The organism is Agrobacterium sp. CG674, from assembly GCF_053521645.1.
In genome coordinates this window covers 131,041-147,715 of the sequence record NZ_JBNWDZ010000005.1, presented here as the reverse complement: position 1 = coordinate 147,715, position 16,675 = coordinate 131,041, and the positions used below count along the sequence as shown (strand labels likewise).

General features: G+C 57.3%; 16 protein-coding genes. 4 read left to right on the top strand and 12 right to left on the bottom strand.

Annotated elements, in window-relative coordinates; all coding sequences use genetic code 11:
• Positions 1-61: 61 nt before the first annotated feature.
• The 7 genes from ACQZ51_RS15595 to ACQZ51_RS15565 all read right to left on the bottom strand — a co-directional run bounded on the left by ACQZ51_RS15595 (position 62) and on the right by ACQZ51_RS15565 (position 5,866).
• Positions 62-856, bottom strand: a complete 795-nt coding sequence (locus ACQZ51_RS15595; protein ID WP_448778536.1) for an ABC transporter ATP-binding protein — start codon at positions 854-856, stop codon at positions 62-64.
• Complete coding sequence (locus tag ACQZ51_RS15590) at positions 853-1,734, bottom strand: ABC transporter permease (RefSeq protein ID WP_042615697.1); 882 nt, start codon at positions 1,732-1,734, stop codon at positions 853-855. The genes ACQZ51_RS15595 and ACQZ51_RS15590 overlap by 4 nt, the downstream gene beginning before the upstream one ends.
• Before the next feature lie 120 nt (positions 1,735-1,854).
• Positions 1,855-2,808 (bottom strand): ABC transporter substrate-binding protein, encoded by a 954-nt coding sequence (locus ACQZ51_RS15585; RefSeq protein WP_448778535.1) that lies wholly within the window; start codon positions 2,806-2,808, stop codon positions 1,855-1,857.
• Positions 2,809-2,907: 99 nt separating this feature from the next.
• Positions 2,908-4,083, bottom strand: coding sequence for a 23S rRNA (adenine(2503)-C(2))-methyltransferase RlmN (gene rlmN, locus ACQZ51_RS15580; protein WP_448778783.1), 1,176 nt, complete (start codon positions 4,081-4,083; stop codon positions 2,908-2,910).
• 266 nt (positions 4,084-4,349) lie between these two features.
• A complete protein-coding gene (locus ACQZ51_RS15575) occupies positions 4,350-4,853 on the bottom strand; it encodes an invasion associated locus B family protein (protein ID WP_448778534.1) in 504 nt (167 codons plus the stop codon).
• 277 nt (positions 4,854-5,130) lie between these two features.
• A complete protein-coding gene (locus tag ACQZ51_RS15570) occupies positions 5,131-5,508 on the bottom strand; it encodes a YkvA family protein (protein WP_448778781.1) in 378 nt (125 codons plus the stop codon).
• Positions 5,509-5,560: 52 nt separating this feature from the next.
• Positions 5,561-5,866, bottom strand: a complete 306-nt coding sequence (locus ACQZ51_RS15565) for a 4a-hydroxytetrahydrobiopterin dehydratase (protein WP_192065247.1) — start codon at positions 5,864-5,866, stop codon at positions 5,561-5,563.
• A 96-nt stretch (positions 5,867-5,962) separates the two neighbouring features.
• On the opposite strand from ACQZ51_RS15565, the gene ACQZ51_RS15560 reads away from it, so the two are divergent.
• A complete protein-coding gene (locus ACQZ51_RS15560) occupies positions 5,963-6,442 on the top strand; it encodes a low molecular weight protein-tyrosine-phosphatase (protein ID WP_448778533.1) in 480 nt (159 codons plus the stop codon).
• Here the strand turns inward: ACQZ51_RS15560 and thpR are convergent.
• Both thpR and ACQZ51_RS15550 read right to left on the bottom strand, forming a co-directional pair.
• Positions 6,376-6,969 (bottom strand): RNA 2',3'-cyclic phosphodiesterase, encoded by a 594-nt coding sequence (gene thpR / locus ACQZ51_RS15555; protein ID WP_448778532.1) that lies wholly within the window; start codon positions 6,967-6,969, stop codon positions 6,376-6,378. The two genes, ACQZ51_RS15560 and thpR, sit on opposite strands and share 67 nt — an antisense overlap.
• Positions 6,970-7,037: 68 nt before the next feature.
• On the bottom strand, positions 7,038-7,688 hold the full coding sequence (locus tag ACQZ51_RS15550) for an arylesterase (protein ID WP_448778531.1): 651 nt from the start codon (positions 7,686-7,688) through the stop codon (positions 7,038-7,040).
• Between the two features lie 85 nt (positions 7,689-7,773).
• Here ACQZ51_RS15550 and ACQZ51_RS15545 point away from each other — a divergent pair, with 85 nt between their 5' ends.
• From ACQZ51_RS15545 to ACQZ51_RS15535, 3 genes are all read left to right on the top strand, one after another.
• Positions 7,774-8,484: an ABC transporter ATP-binding protein gene (locus ACQZ51_RS15545; protein ID WP_042615700.1), complete on the top strand. Its 711-nt coding sequence runs from the start codon at positions 7,774-7,776 to the stop codon at positions 8,482-8,484.
• Positions 8,481-11,039: an ABC transporter permease gene (locus ACQZ51_RS15540; RefSeq protein WP_448778529.1), complete on the top strand. Its 2,559-nt coding sequence runs from the start codon at positions 8,481-8,483 to the stop codon at positions 11,037-11,039. Before ACQZ51_RS15545 ends, ACQZ51_RS15540 begins: the two co-directional genes overlap by 4 nt.
• Before the next feature lie 237 nt (positions 11,040-11,276).
• Entirely contained in the window at positions 11,277-12,059 is a 783-nt protein-coding gene (locus tag ACQZ51_RS15535; RefSeq protein WP_448778527.1) for a Bax inhibitor-1/YccA family protein, read from the top strand.
• 69 nt (positions 12,060-12,128) lie between these two features.
• On the opposite strand, the gene ACQZ51_RS15530 is transcribed toward ACQZ51_RS15535, so the two are convergent.
• The 3 genes from ACQZ51_RS15530 to acnA all read right to left on the bottom strand — a co-directional run bounded on the left by ACQZ51_RS15530 (position 12,129) and on the right by acnA (position 16,470).
• A complete protein-coding gene (locus tag ACQZ51_RS15530; RefSeq protein WP_448778526.1) occupies positions 12,129-12,521 on the bottom strand; it encodes a DUF2794 domain-containing protein in 393 nt (130 codons plus the stop codon).
• A 287-nt stretch (positions 12,522-12,808) separates the two neighbouring features.
• Entirely contained in the window at positions 12,809-13,528 is a 720-nt protein-coding gene (locus ACQZ51_RS15525) for a DUF1223 domain-containing protein (protein ID WP_448778779.1), read from the bottom strand.
• A gap of 248 nt (positions 13,529-13,776) precedes the next feature.
• Positions 13,777-16,470: an aconitate hydratase AcnA gene (acnA, locus tag ACQZ51_RS15520; RefSeq protein ID WP_448778524.1), complete on the bottom strand. Its 2,694-nt coding sequence runs from the start codon at positions 16,468-16,470 to the stop codon at positions 13,777-13,779.
• Between the last annotated feature and the right edge of the window lie 205 nt (positions 16,471-16,675).

Sequence of the window (16,675 nt, the reverse complement as noted above, 5' to 3'; positions counted from 1 at the left end):
GAAAATGGCACGGTTTTGCAGCAGGAGGCAAGGCGTCACACAGGCGTGGCTGACATCAGGATTACCCGATCAACAGCTCATCATCATCAAGCGTCTGGCCGCGTATATTGCGGAACATCTCGATCAGGTCTTCCACCTGCAGGCCCTTGCGGCTTTCACCTGAAACATCGAGGACGATTTCACCAGCATGCAGCATGATGGTGCGGTCGCCATAATCCAGCGCCTGACGCATGGAGTGGGTCACCATCAATGTCGTCAACTTGCGCTCTTCCACCACTTTCTGCGTCAGTTGCATCACGAATTCAGCCATGCCGGGATCCAGCGCTGCGGTATGCTCATCCAGCAGCAGAACGTCTGATCCGGCAAGCGTTGCCATAACCAGCGATACGGCCTGGCGCTGGCCACCGGACAAGAGGTCCATGCGGTCCTTCAGGCGGTTTTCGAGGCCGAGGTTCAGCGATGCGATGCGCTCCTGGAAGAAAGCCCGCCTGCCACCGCCAAGGGCTGGCAGAAGGCCGCGTGTCTTGCCACGGGCGGCGGCAAGGGCGAGGTTCTCTTCGATGGTCAGGGCACCGCAGCTCCCAGCAAGCGGGTCCTGAAACACGCGGGCAACCTGCCCGGCACGATTGGCGGTTGGCTTGCGCGTGACGTCTACGCCGCCAATTGTGACTTTACCGGCGGTTGGCAAAACGTCACCCGCCAGCACGCCCAGCAAGGTCGATTTTCCGGCGCCGTTGGAACCGATGACAGTCACGAAGGAGCCGTTTTCAATCGTCAGATCAATCTTTGCCAATGCCTGCTTCTGCAACGGCGTGCCGCGTCCGAAGACGACTTGAATATCGGAAAGCGAAATCATGACGATGCTCCTCCACGGCGCAGGCGCGGCAAGATCAGCGCGACGGCGACCAGCACCGCAGTCACGAAATTGAGGTCGGAGGCCTTCAAGCCAAGCGAGTCGCTCGACAATGCCAGCTGAATGGCAAGCCGGTAGGCGATGGAGCCGAAGACGCAGCCGATCAGAGCAATCAAAATGCCGCGTGAGCCAAACAGCGTCTCACCGATGATAACAGCGGCCAATCCGACAACGATGGTGCCAACACCGGCTGTCACATCGGCAAAACCGTTGGTCTGCGCAAACAATGCGCCGCCAAGCGCGACAAGTGCGTTGGAGAGTGCCATGCCGAGATAGATCTGGTTGCCGGTCTTCACGCCTTGCGCCCGCGCCATTCTGGCATTGGCACCCGTGGCGCGCATGGCAAGGCCCGCATCGCTTTCCAGAAAGCGCCAAACGATGAGAACAGCGACCACCACCAGAACGCCGACGAAGAGCGGGCGCAACAGATAATCCGAGATGCCCAGACCATAGAAGGGCTCGATAACGGTGTCCTGATTGAGAAGCGCCACATTGGGTTTGCCCATGACCCGCAGATTGACGGAAAAGAGCGCAATCATGGTCAAGATCGAGGCCAGGAGGTTGAGAATCTTGAAGCGGACATTCAGCACCGCCGTCACCATTCCGGCGGCTGCCCCCGCAACCATGGCCACGCCCGTGGCGACCCAGGGATTAAAGCCCGCGACAATCAGCACCGCAGCAACGGCTGCACCCAGCGGAAACGACCCGTCAACCGTCAGATCGGGAAAATCGAGCACGCGGAAGGCCAAGTAAACGCCGATAGCGACAAAGGCGAAAACCAGCCCCAACTCGACAGCACCCCAGAAGGCGATTTGACTCACGGTAGAATTCCTTGGGTTGTCGCCCTCCATGCGAAGGGCTGCAATTCAGCGGTCATCAGACTGCCATTGGGGCCGCAAACCTCTCTCGCCTCAGCATGATGCGAGAGAGGTTGAGCAGGCTTACTCGATGATCTTGGTTGCGCGCTTCGTTACGCTCTCAGGGAAGGTCACGCCTGCCATGGCAGCGGCCTTCTTGTTGAGAACGAGGTCGGTGCCGACCGCCAGCGTTGCAGGAATATCGCCGGGCTTTTCACCTTTGAGAATGCGAACGACGACCGCACCCGTCTGCTTGCCCACATCGAAATAGTTGAAGCCGAGAGCGGCAACTGCGCCACGGGCAACGGAATCCGTATCGGCTGCAAAAAGCGGGATCTTGGCTTCGCTTGCGACACCGGCTGCGGCTTCAAAAGCCGAAACGATCGTGTTGTCGGTCGGCACGTAGATAACGTCAGCCTTGCCCACCAATGCGCGGGTCGCGCCCTGCACTTCGGCAGATTTCGTGGCGACGGATTCGACAACCGTCAAACCCACCTTCGCCGCTTCGGTCTTCAACAGTTCAAGCGTCGACACCGAGTTGGCTTCAGCCGAATTGTAGATGAAGCCGATGGACTTGGCGTTCGGGGTGATTTCCTTGATCAGCGCCAGATGCTCCGCAACCGGAAGCATGTCGGAAAGACCAGTGACATTGCGGCCGGGCTTGTCCATGGACTTGATCAGCTGCGCACCGACAGGATCAGACACTGCGGTGAAGACGATTGGAATATCACGGGTGGCGGCCACGACGGCCTGCGCCGATGGCGTGGAAATGGGAACGATGACGTTGGGCGCATCGCCCACGAACTGGCGTGCGATCTGCGAAGCCGTGCCGGGATTGCCCTGCGCGGACTGGTAGACGAATTTCAGGTTTTCGCCTTCCTTGTATCCGGCCTCGGCAAGTGCTGCCTTGACGCCATCACGCGCGGCGTCCAGTGCAGGATGCTCAACGATGGCAGTGACGGCAACGGTGACATCCTCTGCCTTGGCAGGGGCTGCAAGGGCTGTCGCCGTCGCAAGTGCCAGAATGAGTGCGCGCATGGTGTATTCCTCCTGATGTTTCGCTTTTACCGCCCTCTTTAAGAAAGCGTTTATACGAAATCAATCATGCAGACCGGGGCGCACCCATCAATTCTTGTTCTATTCGTCGTCTGCGCCGTGATTGGCGATCATCATCGCCTCAAATGCCATGCGTTCAGTCTTGCGCATGCGCTCGGACTCAGACTTCAGCTGACCACAGGCTGCCAGAATGTCACGCCCGCGCGGGGTGCGGATCGGCGAAGCATAGCCAGCCTGATTGATGAAATCGGCAAACTTCTCGATCTGCTCCCAATCGGAGCACTGGTAGTTCGTGCCGGGCCATGGGTTGAACGGAATGAGATTGATCTTGGCCGGGACACCCTTCAAGAGCTGAGTAAGCATCTTGGCGTCTTCCAGACTGTCATTGACGTCCTTCAGCATCACATATTCAAAGGTGATGCGGCGGGCATTCGACACGCCGGGATAGTTGCGGCAAGCTTCGATCAGCTCTTTCAGCGGATATTTCTTGTTGATCGGCACCAGCATGTCGCGCAGCTCATCGCGCACCGCATGCAGCGAGATGGCCAGCATCACACCAATTTCATCGCCAGTACGGAAGATTTCCGGCACGACGCCCGAGGTTGACAGCGTCACACGACGTTTGGAAAGCGACAGGCCATCGCCATCGGTGGCGATCAGCAATGCCGTTTTCACGTGCTCGAAATTATAAAGCGGCTCGCCCATTCCCATCATCACGATGTTGGAAACCTTGCGGCCTTCGGCAGGCATGATCGTGCCCTGCGGTGCTTCCCGGTCGGGAAAATCACCCAGACGGTCACGCGCGACCAGAAGCTGCGCTAGAATTTCTTCCGCCGTCAGATTGCGCACCAGACGCTGCGTTCCGGTGTGACAGAACGAACAAGTGAGCGAACAGCCGACCTGGCTCGAAATACACAGCGTGCCGCGTCCTTCTTCGGGAATATAGACCGTTTCGATTTCAACCGGGCGGCCTGCGCCACGTGGCGGAAAGCGCATCAGCCATTTGCGGGTGCCATCGTTGGAAACCTGTTCTTCCACGATCTCAGGCCGCGCAATGGTAAAGTGTGCCTTCAGCTTTTCGCGCAGGTCTTTCGCCACATTGGTCATGTGGTCGAAATCGGATACGCCGCGCACATAGAGCCAGTTCCAGAGCTGGCTCACGCGCATCTTGGTCTGCTTCTGCGGCACACCAATTTCCATCAGCGCATCTGCCATCTCTTCCCGCGTAATGCCAATCAATGACGGCTTGCCGTCCATGAGATCGGCATTGGCAACAATCGGGCTCTTGATTGCCAGACCGGCGGTCGCTTCCAGTACGGACATTGTCTTATCCCATCAGCCATTGCAGTGCGAAACCGCGCGAAACTAGCGGCGGGTGGTCGTCTGCATGTGGAGAAAATTCAAAGGCAAGGCACGTCTTGCGCACCCACCTGTTTGTGTTGACGCGCCTTTAGCACCAAAACAGCCAAAACGCAAATGGCCGGTCAAGGACCGGCCATCGCGAAATCTGAAACCAGAAAGGCTTACTTGCAGCTTTCAACCTGCTTCAGCGCCGCCGAGATGCCCGACAGCGAATAGGCATAGTTGGTGGCGGTGCCACGAGCAGACGTTGCCTTGACCGTCATCGACTTGCCATTCTTCATGGCTGCGACCAGTGCCGGCTCTTCTGCAGCATTTTCCACCCAGGCGGCCTTGTCCTTGGTGAACATCACGAAGTTCTTGTTGTCGATGGTCACATTGACCTTGGAGCCTTCACGCAGGCTGTAGCCGACCATGGCCTGGGGCTCATAGGAGATGTTCTGTCCCGGGCGCTGCGAAACGATAAAGAAGATATCGCCGTGATCAACGCTCGCAGGTTCCTTGGTCGTGGGGATCGAAAGAACATAGCAAACGGTGCTGTTACCCGACTTGTACGAATAGGCACCCCATGCATTGAACTGCTGGATGCGCGTGGGCGACTGTGCAGAGGCTATGCTGACACTGGTCAGCAAAATGGCGACTGCGGTTGCTACACTTCTTACAAACATTGAATTTCCTGCCGGGTTATTGTCTTCCAGTTGGCCGAACGGCTGTGCCGGGCCGATGCTAGGTAAGTCCGTCATCTTCATATTGGCTAAAGATCGGTTACCAAACCGTCAACACCAATGCTAAAAGTCGATATTTGCATCGGGATGTAACAGGTCGGCAGGTCCCAGCGCCAGGCCACGGCGCACTGACGTGCACGCGTCCTGAGCACAGACACAAGAATTCAGGCAAGAATTTGTCAGCGTCTTCATGGGCAGAAAACACCGGTTCACAGAGGCGTTACTCCTGGCCCAACCGCGCGATGGCGGCATCGGCTGCATCGTAATGCTCCATCTTGATATGGGCCCGGATCATGGCCAGTGCTGCGGTCAAAACCGCGATGTCATCGGTAAAGCCGACAACGGCAAAAATGTCCGGCACGACATCGATGGGCAGAATGAAGTAGCCCAAGGCGGCCAGAAGAATGCCCTTGGCACGAAACGGCGTTTCGCGGTCCGTTGCGCAATAATAGGCGGCAGCAGCATCGCGAGCAAATGGCACCTTGCTGGCCACGCGCTTCATCTTCGGCCAGAATTTGGAGCGCACCTGACGCTCGGCCTGCTCCTGCTGGTCAGGGTCACCCGGCAGCAGGATCTCGCCAATCTTCACATCATCCATGGTCATGTGTCCTGTGGTCATGAAGGATCATATAAGACATTGCTTTTGCGGTTCAATCGCTGCGCCCGCGTGCGGCCTTCTCCATGGCGCCCGCCAGCAGAAAGTCCCGCTCGGTAATCCCTTGAGAATCATGGGTGGTCAGGCACACCTTGACCCGCGAATAGACGTTCGACCATTCCGGATGGTGATTGAGCTTTTCAGCCGCCAGCGCGCATTGAGCCATGAAACCGAAGGCCTCCGCAAAATTGGCGAACTTGTAAGCCCTGACGATGGCCAGACCGTCCTCACGCAACGACCAGCCTTGCAGCTTGGCGAGCTCAGTCTCGATCACGTCTTTGGCAAGTTTAGGATATTGCATGGGGCTGCCTTTCATCATTAAGGCCTGTTTCGATCCAACATTGCTCTCGGTATCGTTTTTGCCGTGGAGCCACCCGTCATATATGGAGTACACAGGATGAAACCGACAGCCATCCTTTTTGTCTGCATGGGAAATATCTGCCGATCGCCTCTTGCGCAGGGTATCCTCGCACATATTGTTGAAAAGCAGCAGATTGCACACCGGATCGTGATCGATTCCGCTGGCACAGACGCCTGGCACGTTGGTAATGCGCCGGATCCACGATCTGTTGCGATCGCGAAACGTCATGGTATCGACATCACCAGACAAAAGGCACGGCAGGTAAAGCCGTCCGATTTCGAATCGTTCGACCTCATCCTGGCGATGGACGAGGACAACCTCGCCAGACTTTCAGCAATCTGCCCGGTGCAATATGCCCAAAAGCTGCACCTGTTTAGCGATTATGCCACCGGCGATCGATCCAATGTACCGGACCCCTATTATGGTGGAGATGACGGATTCCAGACCGTCTACACCATGCTTTTTTCCGGCTGCATGTCCTTGATCGGCAGGCTGGAAACTGGCCACGCCTCCTGAAGGGGAAAAGCCTCTTCCACGATATAGGGACCACCGCCGACTGATTCCTTCGATGACATCAGCACGAAGCGTCCGATGTTGAAGGAGGAGGTGCGGAAATCTCCGCGCCCGGACAGGTAATGCACCACATCGTCAAGCCTTGAATGGCGAAGCCGCGCCAGCGTGACATGCGGGGTAAACTTGCGCGGATCAGGCGGAAGGCCCAGCCGCTGGCACATGCGCTCAATCTCACTTTGCAGCGCATTCATCTCGGCTGAGGGAGAAACGCCGGCCCAGATGGAGTGAGGCTTCTTGGAGCCGAAAGAGCCGATACCGGTCAGATTGACCTGAAATTCCGGCCTGTCGATCCGGTCGAGCCGATTGACGACTTCGTCAGCGGTGCGACCATCAATGTCTCCGATAAAGCGGAGCGTGATGTGATAATTCTCCACATCGATCCACCGGGCACCCGGCAGACCACCGCGCAACAATGAAAGGCTCATGGCCGCATTGCGCGGAATTTCGAGGGCGGTAAACAGTCTCGGCATGGCGAGCTCCCCGAATCTCTTGGCAGAACAACCCTAGCGAATCATGCAAAGCTGCCAGGCGCAAGCGCTTATTTTTTTTGCGTGCTGACAGCCTTTATGAAATCCTCGACCGTGGGCAGCGTTTTCTCGACCATCACGGCTATGCCTTTGGTGTTGGGATGCATTCTGTCCTCAAGCTGAAGGCTCTGATCCATCACGACACCATCCAGAAAGAACGGATAGAGTGGCAAGCCATGCTTCTTCGCAAGGCGAGGGTAAATCTCATTGAAGCGCTCGCCGAAACTACCGCCCATATTCGGCGGTGCCATGATGCCGATCAGCAGGACAGGGATATCACGCTTCTGAAATCCGGTTATCATGGCTTCGAGATTCTTTTCCGTTTCATCTGGAGAAACGCCGCGAAGGGCATCGTTTGCACCAAGTTCGAGGATCACACCGTCGGTACCGTCAGGAACAGACCATTCGGCACGCGCCAGACCGCCAGATGTCGTATCGCCCGATACACCGGCATTGGTAATGGTGACATTGACGTTCTTGGCCTTCAGCGCGGTCTCTAGCTGGGCGGTGTAGCTATCGGTGGGCGGTAGCTGATACCCTGCCATCAGACTATCCCCGAAACCGACCAATTGGACCGGCTTGTCCTGTGCCTGCGCGAAGGGGGCTGCCAACAAAGCGCAGCTGATGACGATGAATTGAGCGGTAGCGGCTTTAAAACCCATGGCGGTCTTCCTAATTTGTCTGGCACTGACCGAAAATCCGATTGCTCCCCGGACTGCCCTTTAGCTTTATATAGGAACGCGAATTGTGACGAAAAGCATCATTGATCTTGATAAGGCCGATCTCACGCTCGGCAACGCCGCCGCCTCCGTTCACGTTCTCAAAAGCATCAATCTCAGCATCAATGAAGGCGAAGCCGTTGGCATTGTTGGGCCATCGGGTTCTGGAAAATCGACGCTTCTGATGGTTCTTGCGGGGCTCGAACGCCTCGATAGCGGCGCTATCACAATTGCGGGAACGGAGCTGCACAAGCTGGGTGAAGACGCTCTTGCCGAATTTCGCGGTCGCAATATCGGCATCGTTTTCCAGTCCTTTCACCTCATCGCCAATATGACGGCGCTTGAGAATGTGGCTGTGCCGCTGGAACTGGCAAATGTCGCCAACCCCTTCGAGATTGCAAAGAAAGAGCTGACAGCCGTAGGGCTTGGGGAGCGGCTTAACCATTATCCTGGCCAGCTTTCGGGCGGTGAACAGCAGCGCGTTGCCATCGCTCGCGCGCTTGCCCCCTCGCCCGCCGTGCTGATTGCCGACGAACCGACCGGCAATCTGGACACCGATACTGGCAGGCAGATCGCCGACCTCCTGTTTTCCAAGCAGGCCGAACGCGGCATGACGATGATCCTCGTCACCCACGACATTTCGCTTGCCGCCCGCTGCTCGCGTCAGATCAAGGTCCGCTCGGGTCAGATCGAAAGCGATAGCGCCGCCACGGTCGCCAGTCTGGCGGTTTCACAATGATGGGTGCTCTTCCGTCTCCGTTCAACATCCGCAACGCATTGCGGCTTGCCAGTCGTGAAATTCGCGGGGGCTTGCGCGGCTTTTACATTTTCCTCGCCTGTATTGCGCTTGGCACTGGTGCCATTGCGGCGGTCAACTCCGTCTCACGCGCCGTCACCAGTTCGATTGTAACGCAAGGTCAGTCAATACTGGCTGGCGACGTGCGCTTCGAGCTTCGCAACCGCGAAGCCTCTGAACAGGAACGCGCCTATCTCGACGCGCTGGGCGAGGTCGCCGTATCAACCGGTTTACGCTCCATGGCACGGCTCGCCGATGGTTCGCAGCAGACCCTGACCGAGGTCAAGGCGGTGGATGGTGCCTACCCGCTCTACGGCACCTTTGAGGCCCAACCCGCGGCCCCGCTTTCGCAGCTCCTGGCAAAACAGGGCGAGACTTATGGCGCGGTCGCGGCACCCCTTCTTCTGGATAGGCTTGGTATCAAGCTCGGCGATGAGTTGCTCGTCGGCAATGTTCGCCTGAAACTATCAGGCACGGTCGTAACAGAGCCGGATGCGCTGTCGGATGGCTTCGGCTTTGCCCCGCGCCTTCTCATCAGCCGCGAAGCGCTTAACGCCTCTGGCCTGATCCAGAGCGGCAGCCTTGTGGAACATGCTTACAAAATCCGCCTCAACGACCCGTCAAAGCGCGCGACTGTTACCGACGACACCAACAGGGAGTTTCCAAGCGCTGGTTGGTCGATCCGCACCAGCGACCGGGCCGCTCCGTCTCTGACGGAAAACGTCAACCGCTTTTCACAGTTTCTGACACTTGTCGGCCTCACAGCATTGATCGTCGGCGGCGTGGGAGTTGCCAATGCCGTGCGTGCCTTTCTCGATTCCAAACGCTCGACCATTGCCGCGCTGAAGTGCCTCGGCGCACCGGCGAGCGTCGTGACGATGACCTACCTCTTCCAGATCGCCTTCATCGCCATTATCGGCATCGCCATCGGGCTGGTCATGGGCGCCATCACACCGCTGATTGCCATGCGTTTTCTGGAAGGCGTGTTGCCGGTACCGGATGAGTTGGCGATCTATCCCGGTCCGCTGTTTATGGCTGCCGTGTTCGGTTTGTTGACCACCCTTGCCTTTGCCATTCTGCCTCTTGGTCAGGCCCGCGAAGTGCCTGCGACGGCGCTGTTTCGTGAACAGGGGTTTGACGAAAACAAGCTGCCGACATGGCCCTATCTCCTCGCCACCGGTCTGCTTTTGGCAGCGCTGGCCGGACTTGCGATCTACACCTCGCAAGAGCGCTTCATCGCCTCCGTCTTTCTGGGTGCCGTTGCCTTTGCTTTCGTTGTGCTGCGGCTCGTGGCCTGGGGCATCAAGGCCCTGGCTAAAAGAAGCCCGCGTGTTCACTCCGCAGCGCTGCGACTTGCCATCGGCAATATTCACCGACCCGGCGCGCTGACACCATCCGTCGTTCTCTCGCTCGGTCTCGGTCTGACGCTGCTTGTCACCTTGACGCTAATCGACGGCAATCTGCGACGCGAATTGACCGGCAGCCTGCCCGAACGTGCGCCGAACTTCTTCTTCGTCGATATTCAAAGCGCCGATCGGGACGGTTTCCGCGACCTCGTCAAACGCGAGGCACCGGACGGCCTATTGACCGAAGTGCCGATGCTGCGCGGTCGTATCCTCGCCTTCAACGGTCAGGATGTGACAAAAATGGACGTGCCAGCTTCTGGCCGCTGGGTGCTGAGGGGCGATCGGGGCATCACCTACTCTGCCGATATACCTGAGAATGCAAAGCTCACGGCCGGAACCTGGTGGGAGCAGGATTATAGCGGCGAACCGCTTGTTTCCTTCGCAGCGGAAGAGGCCGGTGAGCTTGGCCTGAAAGTCGGCGACACCGTCACCGTGAACGTCCTCGGTCGCAACATCACGGCAAAAATCGCCAATCTGCGCGATGTGCAGTGGGAATCCCTGTCTCTCAACTTCGTCATGGTGTTTTCACCCAACACGTTCCGGGGCGCACCACATTCGTGGCTGGCGACACTCGCCGACCCCTCAGCAACGCCCGCGCAGGAAGGCGAAATCCTTCGCACCATCACCAATGCCTACCCGACCATTACCAGTGTCAGGGTCAAGGACGCGCTTGATGTCGTCAACCGTCTGGTCGGCCAACTGGCCACCGCCATCCGTGCGGCAGCGGCCGTTGCTCTCATTGCTTCGGTTCTGGTGCTGGCAGGCGCGCTGGCTGCCGGAAACCGGGCTCGAACCCACGATGCGGTCATATTGAAAACACTGGGCGGAACGCGCGCCATGCTCATCCGCGCCTTCTCCTATGAATATATGATCCTGGGATTGGCAACGGCGATCTTCGCGCTTGCCGCTGGCGGTGCCGCCGCCTGGTTCGTCATCGCCCGCATCATGAAGCTTCCGTCGAGCTTCCTGCCGGATGTCGCCATCGCCACCATCGTCATCGCCCTCATCATGACGGTTGGTATCGGGCTTATCGGAACGTGGCGCATATTGGGCCAGAAAGCAGCCCCGGTTCTTCGCCAGGCAGGGGAGTGATCCGAAAAGTTGTGCGCCACATAACTTTAACGGGTAAATCAGGTTTCTGATCGCCAAAACGTTATCGCATTTCGCGCATACGGTGTTTTTTCGGATCTGAAAGCTCTTGTATCCGCGCGGCGATATCCTCATATTCTTTGGTAGGCTTGCTGTAGCTCCGCAGCGGCGCCTGGGATATGGTCTCAAAGCGACGATATGCCGACACCGTAGCAATTTCGGAGCTCAAAAGAGGTAACAATGTCTGACTTCAACAACTACCAGAACCGTATGGCCCAGGGCCATGCACAGTCTGGCGCGATGATCGATGAAGGTCTGCGCACCTATATGGTCAAGGTTTATAACCTGATGGCCGTTGGTCTTGCGATTACAGGTTTCGCAGCGTTTTTCACATCGATGCTGGCGACCACAAATGATCCTGCGGCAGCTGTTGCCACGATGGGTAACGGCACGATGCTGACCAGCCTTGGTGCAGCCCTGTACGGCTCGCCTCTGCGCTGGGTCGTCATGCTCGCTCCGCTGGGTCTGGTGTTCTTCCTGAGCTTCCGCATTCAGAAGATGAGCGTTCCTGCCGCACAGGCAACCTTCTGGGGCTACGCAGCGCTGATGGGTCTTTCCCTGTCGTCGATCTTCCTGGTCTATACCGGCCAGAGCGTCGTCCAGACGTTCTTCATCACGGCTGCTTCCTTCGGCGCGCTGTCGCTCTATGGCTACACCACGAAGAAAGACCTGTCCGGCATGGGCTCGTTCCTGATCATGGGTCTGTTCGGCCTGATCATCGCGTCCATCGTCAACATCTTCCTGCAGTCGTCTGCCATGGGCTTTGCGATCTCCGCCATCGGCGTGCTGATCTTCGCAGGCCTGACCGCCTACGACACGCAGAAGATCAAGGAAATGTACTTTGACGGTGATGATGTCGCCACGGCTGGCCGCAAGGCCATCATGGGCGCTCTGACCCTCTACCTCGACTTCATCAACCTGTTCATGTTCCTGTTGCAGTTCCTCGGAAACCGCGACAAGTAAGTCTTGATGAAACCAATAGAAAAGGCGGCCTCTGGGCCGCCTTTTTTGTGGGATGCACAAACCTGACAATCACTCGATAAGCTTCAAGACCTTGTCGAAGACTTTCAGCACCTGCGCCAGCTCATGGCCGCGCTTCAAGATACGTCCATCCACATTCACGACGCTATAGGCACCCTGCTTGGAGGCGAGCTTGGGATTTTTCTCGATTCGGAAAAGCGGCATCTCGCCGGAGCGCTTGAAGACGGAAAAGACCGCCTTGTCTTTCAAATGGTCAATGGCATAGTCCCGCCATTCCCCCTCGCCGACCATCCGTCCATAGATGCGCAATATCGCATCCAGTTCACGGCGGTGGAAGGTAATGGGCAAGACATCCTTGCTCTGCCTGTACTCTCTGATATCGACCACGGATGCGCCATCTCTGTGAGACAGGCCTTTACGCTCCAAATCCGGCTGATCTGTCATTGGGCAACCTCGCTCAACAGCAAATGACAATTTCACGACAGTCTGACGCCGTGAAAGCGGAAATGCAAGCCTTGCATGGCGGTGGGAAAGATACGCGCGCCGGTAATAATTAGGGCATGATGAACATCTTAAATTGCCCTATTTCCGTCAAATCATGGCCCGATTTGAGTGGGATATGACTAATGTCAATTGATGCCTCGGCACCAACATGACCCGGTCCGGTGCATTGACCCTTTACCCCCAGCCCCCAATGCCCGGATCGGATCTTACCGCTTTTCAGCGGATACCTATCCCCCCGACGTCATGAGAACACTGGCCCCAATGATCGCAGCGGGATTTCCGCTTGCATCGGTCGTCTGCAGAAGCACGGCGCAGCCGCCGTCCTTTGCCTTGCTCATGATGCTTGAGGGCAGCTTGACCGTCATGGACGTTCCATCCCACATGCCCACTGTCTGCACGTCATAGACACTGTGCCAGTAGGAGATGGTCTTGCCCTGATTATCGCCCTTTTGCACGTCGACAACCTTCTCGCGGTTGAAATAAGCCACCACGACGTCGGCCTTGCCCTGACCTGGGCCAATCTGGATGGCGATCTCATCATCGACACGGCTCGCCTTGACGGGCACACTGAGGCCTTCCCCGGCCTGCTTGAAGGCATCCAGCCTGCTGTCGATTGCCTTCATGTCTGCGCCCTTGACATGGTCGCGACCATTGATGACAGCCTGTGGCGTGTAGACATTGTTGCGGCCCAGAGCCCGGGCATAGCCATATTGCCGCTCTGTGTTTTCCTTGGATGCCAGCGAATCCGCCCAGCCCAGATAGTTCCAGTAATCGACGTGATAGGATAGGCCGACCACATCGCCCTTCTGGATGAGTTTGCGCAGAGCCTCATCTGCCGGTGGGCAGGACGCGCAGCCTTGCGAGGTGAACAGCTCGACAACGCCCTTCATCTGCTCCTGCTGCTGCGCCAGTGCGGGCACCGTGGCAATCGCTGCGAAGGCGCACATGGTAAGACCAACTCTAACAGGCCCGTATTTCAGCGACATTGCAAGAACCCTTGTCTGGACGTGTCTCCAGACCATTGATGCTATCAATTCCTGTCGGGACGCCCGGCGAAAATAACGCGAGTGGCCCTTCAATAGAAAGTAACGATGGGGTGAGTGCCGATCACGAAGCAAGCTTCACCAGAATACCCCATCATCATACGCAAAACGCCGGGATTTCTCCCGGCGCTTTTTTCATGATTCGGCAAGAATTATACAGCCAGATCGCGAAGAACGGTCTGCAGAATGCCACCATTGTTCATGTAGATCACTTCATCCAGCGTATCGATGCGGCAAAGAAGTGGAACTTCCTTCACGGTACCATCGCCATAGGTAATCTTGGCAATCTTCTTCTCGCGTGGCTTGATATCGCCTTCGAGACCATCGATCTCGACGGTTTCATCGCCCTTGAGGTTGAGGCTGGCCCATGATGTGCCGTCTTCGAAGACGAATGGGACAACGCCCATACCTACGAGGTTGGAGCGGTGAATACGCTCGAACGACTGCGCAATCACGGCCTTTACGCCCAGCAGGTTGGTACCCTTGGCAGCCCAGTCACGGGAAGAACCGTTACCATATTCGACGCCAGCAAGAATGACGAGCGGGATGCCCTCGGCCTTGTAAGCCATGGCCGCATCGTAAATCGACATCTCTTCCTTGGACGGATAGTGGATGGTGTAGCCACCTTCCTTGCCATTTGGCCCAAGCATGTGGTTGCGAAGACGGATGTTGGCGAATGTGCCACGCATCATCACTTCGTGGTTGCCACGGCGCGTGCCGTACTGGTTGAAGTCCGCAACGCCCACGCCATTGTCGGTAAGGTATGCACCGGCTGGAGAAGCTGCCTTGATCGAACCGGCCGGGGAAATATGGTCGGTGGTGATCTTGTCGCCGAAGAGACCGAGAACGCGTGCGCCCTTGATGTTCTTCAGGCCTGTGCCAGTCTTGCCCATGCCCACGAAGTATGGCGGGTTCTGAACGTAGGTCGACTTGTCATCCCACGCATAGGTCTGGCCCGGAGGAACCTGAACAGCCTGCCAGTTTTCATCACCCTTGAACACGTCAGCATATTTGGATTCGTACAGTTCACGCGTAACGTATTTCAGGATGAATTCCTGGATTTCGGCAGATGTCGGCCAGATATCCTTGAGGAAAACCGGCTGTCCGTCTGAACCCATGCCGAGCGGCTCTGTCGTCAGATCCTTCTGGACCGTGCCGGCCAGCGCGTAAGCAACAACCAGCGGCGGAGAGGCAAGGTAGTTCGCCTGAACGTCCGGCGAGATGCGGCCTTCGAAGTTACGGTTACCGGAGAGAACGCCAGCGGTGATCAGACCCTTGTCGTTGATGGTCTTGGAGATCGGTGCTGGCAGCGGGCCGGAGTTGCCGATGCAGGTCGTGCAGCCGAAACCAACCAGGTTGAAGCCGATCGCATCCAGATCCTTCTGCAGACCGGACTTTTCGAGATACTCACCGACAACCTGGGATCCAGGTGCGAGCGATGTCTTGACCCAAGGCTTGGATGTCAGACCCTTGGCAACGGCGTTACGGGCCAGAAGACCAGCAGCAATCAAGACGGAGGGGTTAGACGTGTTGGTGCAGGAGGTGATGGCGGCAATCGCCACGTCACCATGGCCGAGATCGAAATCCGTGCCTTCAACAGGGTAACGATTGTCGAGCTGGCCTGGCTTCTTGTAGTCGGCTTCCAGAGCAGCCGCAAAACCGGATGCGATGCCTTCGAGCGCAACGCGACCTTCCGGACGCTTTGGACCGGCCATGGATGGCACAACTTCGCCGAGATCGAGTTCCAGCGTGTCTGTGAAGACGAGATCGGCACCGTCGCCTGTACGCCACATGTCCTGCGCCTTGGAATAGGCTTCAACGAGCGCGATGCGGTCCTTGGTGCGGCCAGACATGGTGAGGTAGTTGATGGTTTCGCCGTCAACCGGGAAGAAGCCGCATGTTGCGCCGTATTCTGGACCCATGTTGCCGATGGTCGCACGGTCGGCCAGCGTCATCGAATCAAGGCCGGGGCCGAAGAATTCAACGAACTTGGAGACAACGCCCTTCTTGCGCAGCATCTGAACGACTGTCAGCACGAGGTCGGTGGCGGTTACGCCTTCCCTGACCTTGCCTGTCAGCTTGAAGCCGATGACTTCAGGCAGAAGCATGGAAACCGGCTGGCCAAGCATGGCCGCTTCGGCTTCGATACCGCCAACGCCCCAACCCAGAACGCCAAGACCATTGATCATGGTCGTGTGGCTGTCGGTGCCGACGCATGTATCCGGGTAAGCGATGGTTTCGCCGTCTTCTTCCTTGGTCCAGACCGTCTGGCCGAGATATTCAAGGTTGACCTGGTGACAGATGCCTGTGCCTGGTGGAACGACGCGGAAGTTCTGGAACGCCTGCTGGCCCCACTTCAGGAAGCGGTAACGCTCGCCATTGCGCTCATATTCCAGCTCAACGTTGCGCGCGAATGCTGTCGGCGTGCCGAATTCATCAACGATAACGGAGTGGTCGATGACCAGATCGACAGGAACCAGCGGGTTGATCTTCTCGGGATCGCCACCCAGCGCCACCATCGCGTCGCGCATGGCAGCAAGGTCAACCACGGCTGGAACGCCGGTGAAGTCCTGCATCAGAACGCGAGCGGGGCGATAGGCGATTTCGTTTTCAACGAGGCCCTTGTTGTTCAGCCAGTCTGCAACAGCCGTGATGTGCTCCTTGGTAACGGTCTGACCGTCCTCAAAGCGCAGCAGGTTCTCAAGCAGAACCTTCATGGAGTAGGGCAGCTTGGAAACGCCTGTCAGGCCATTCGCTTCTGCTTTTGGAAGGCTGAAATAAACATAGTCCTTACCGTTAACGGTAAGCACAGAACGACAATTGAAACTGTCTAGAGATTTAGCCACGGATAATGCCCCGCTTCCTCTGATAGCCAACACGCGCGTGCGGACACCAATGCACTTAAGCACATCAGGATGCGGGTACGGTCATTTCCGCTGTCCGCACGAGAAGCTGCTTTCGCAACCTTCTGGTCCGGCGCTATATGATGATCACGCCGACCGCTGGCGTGGTTGACACCCATATAGATAATTTATGAGAAACGTGCCAGAC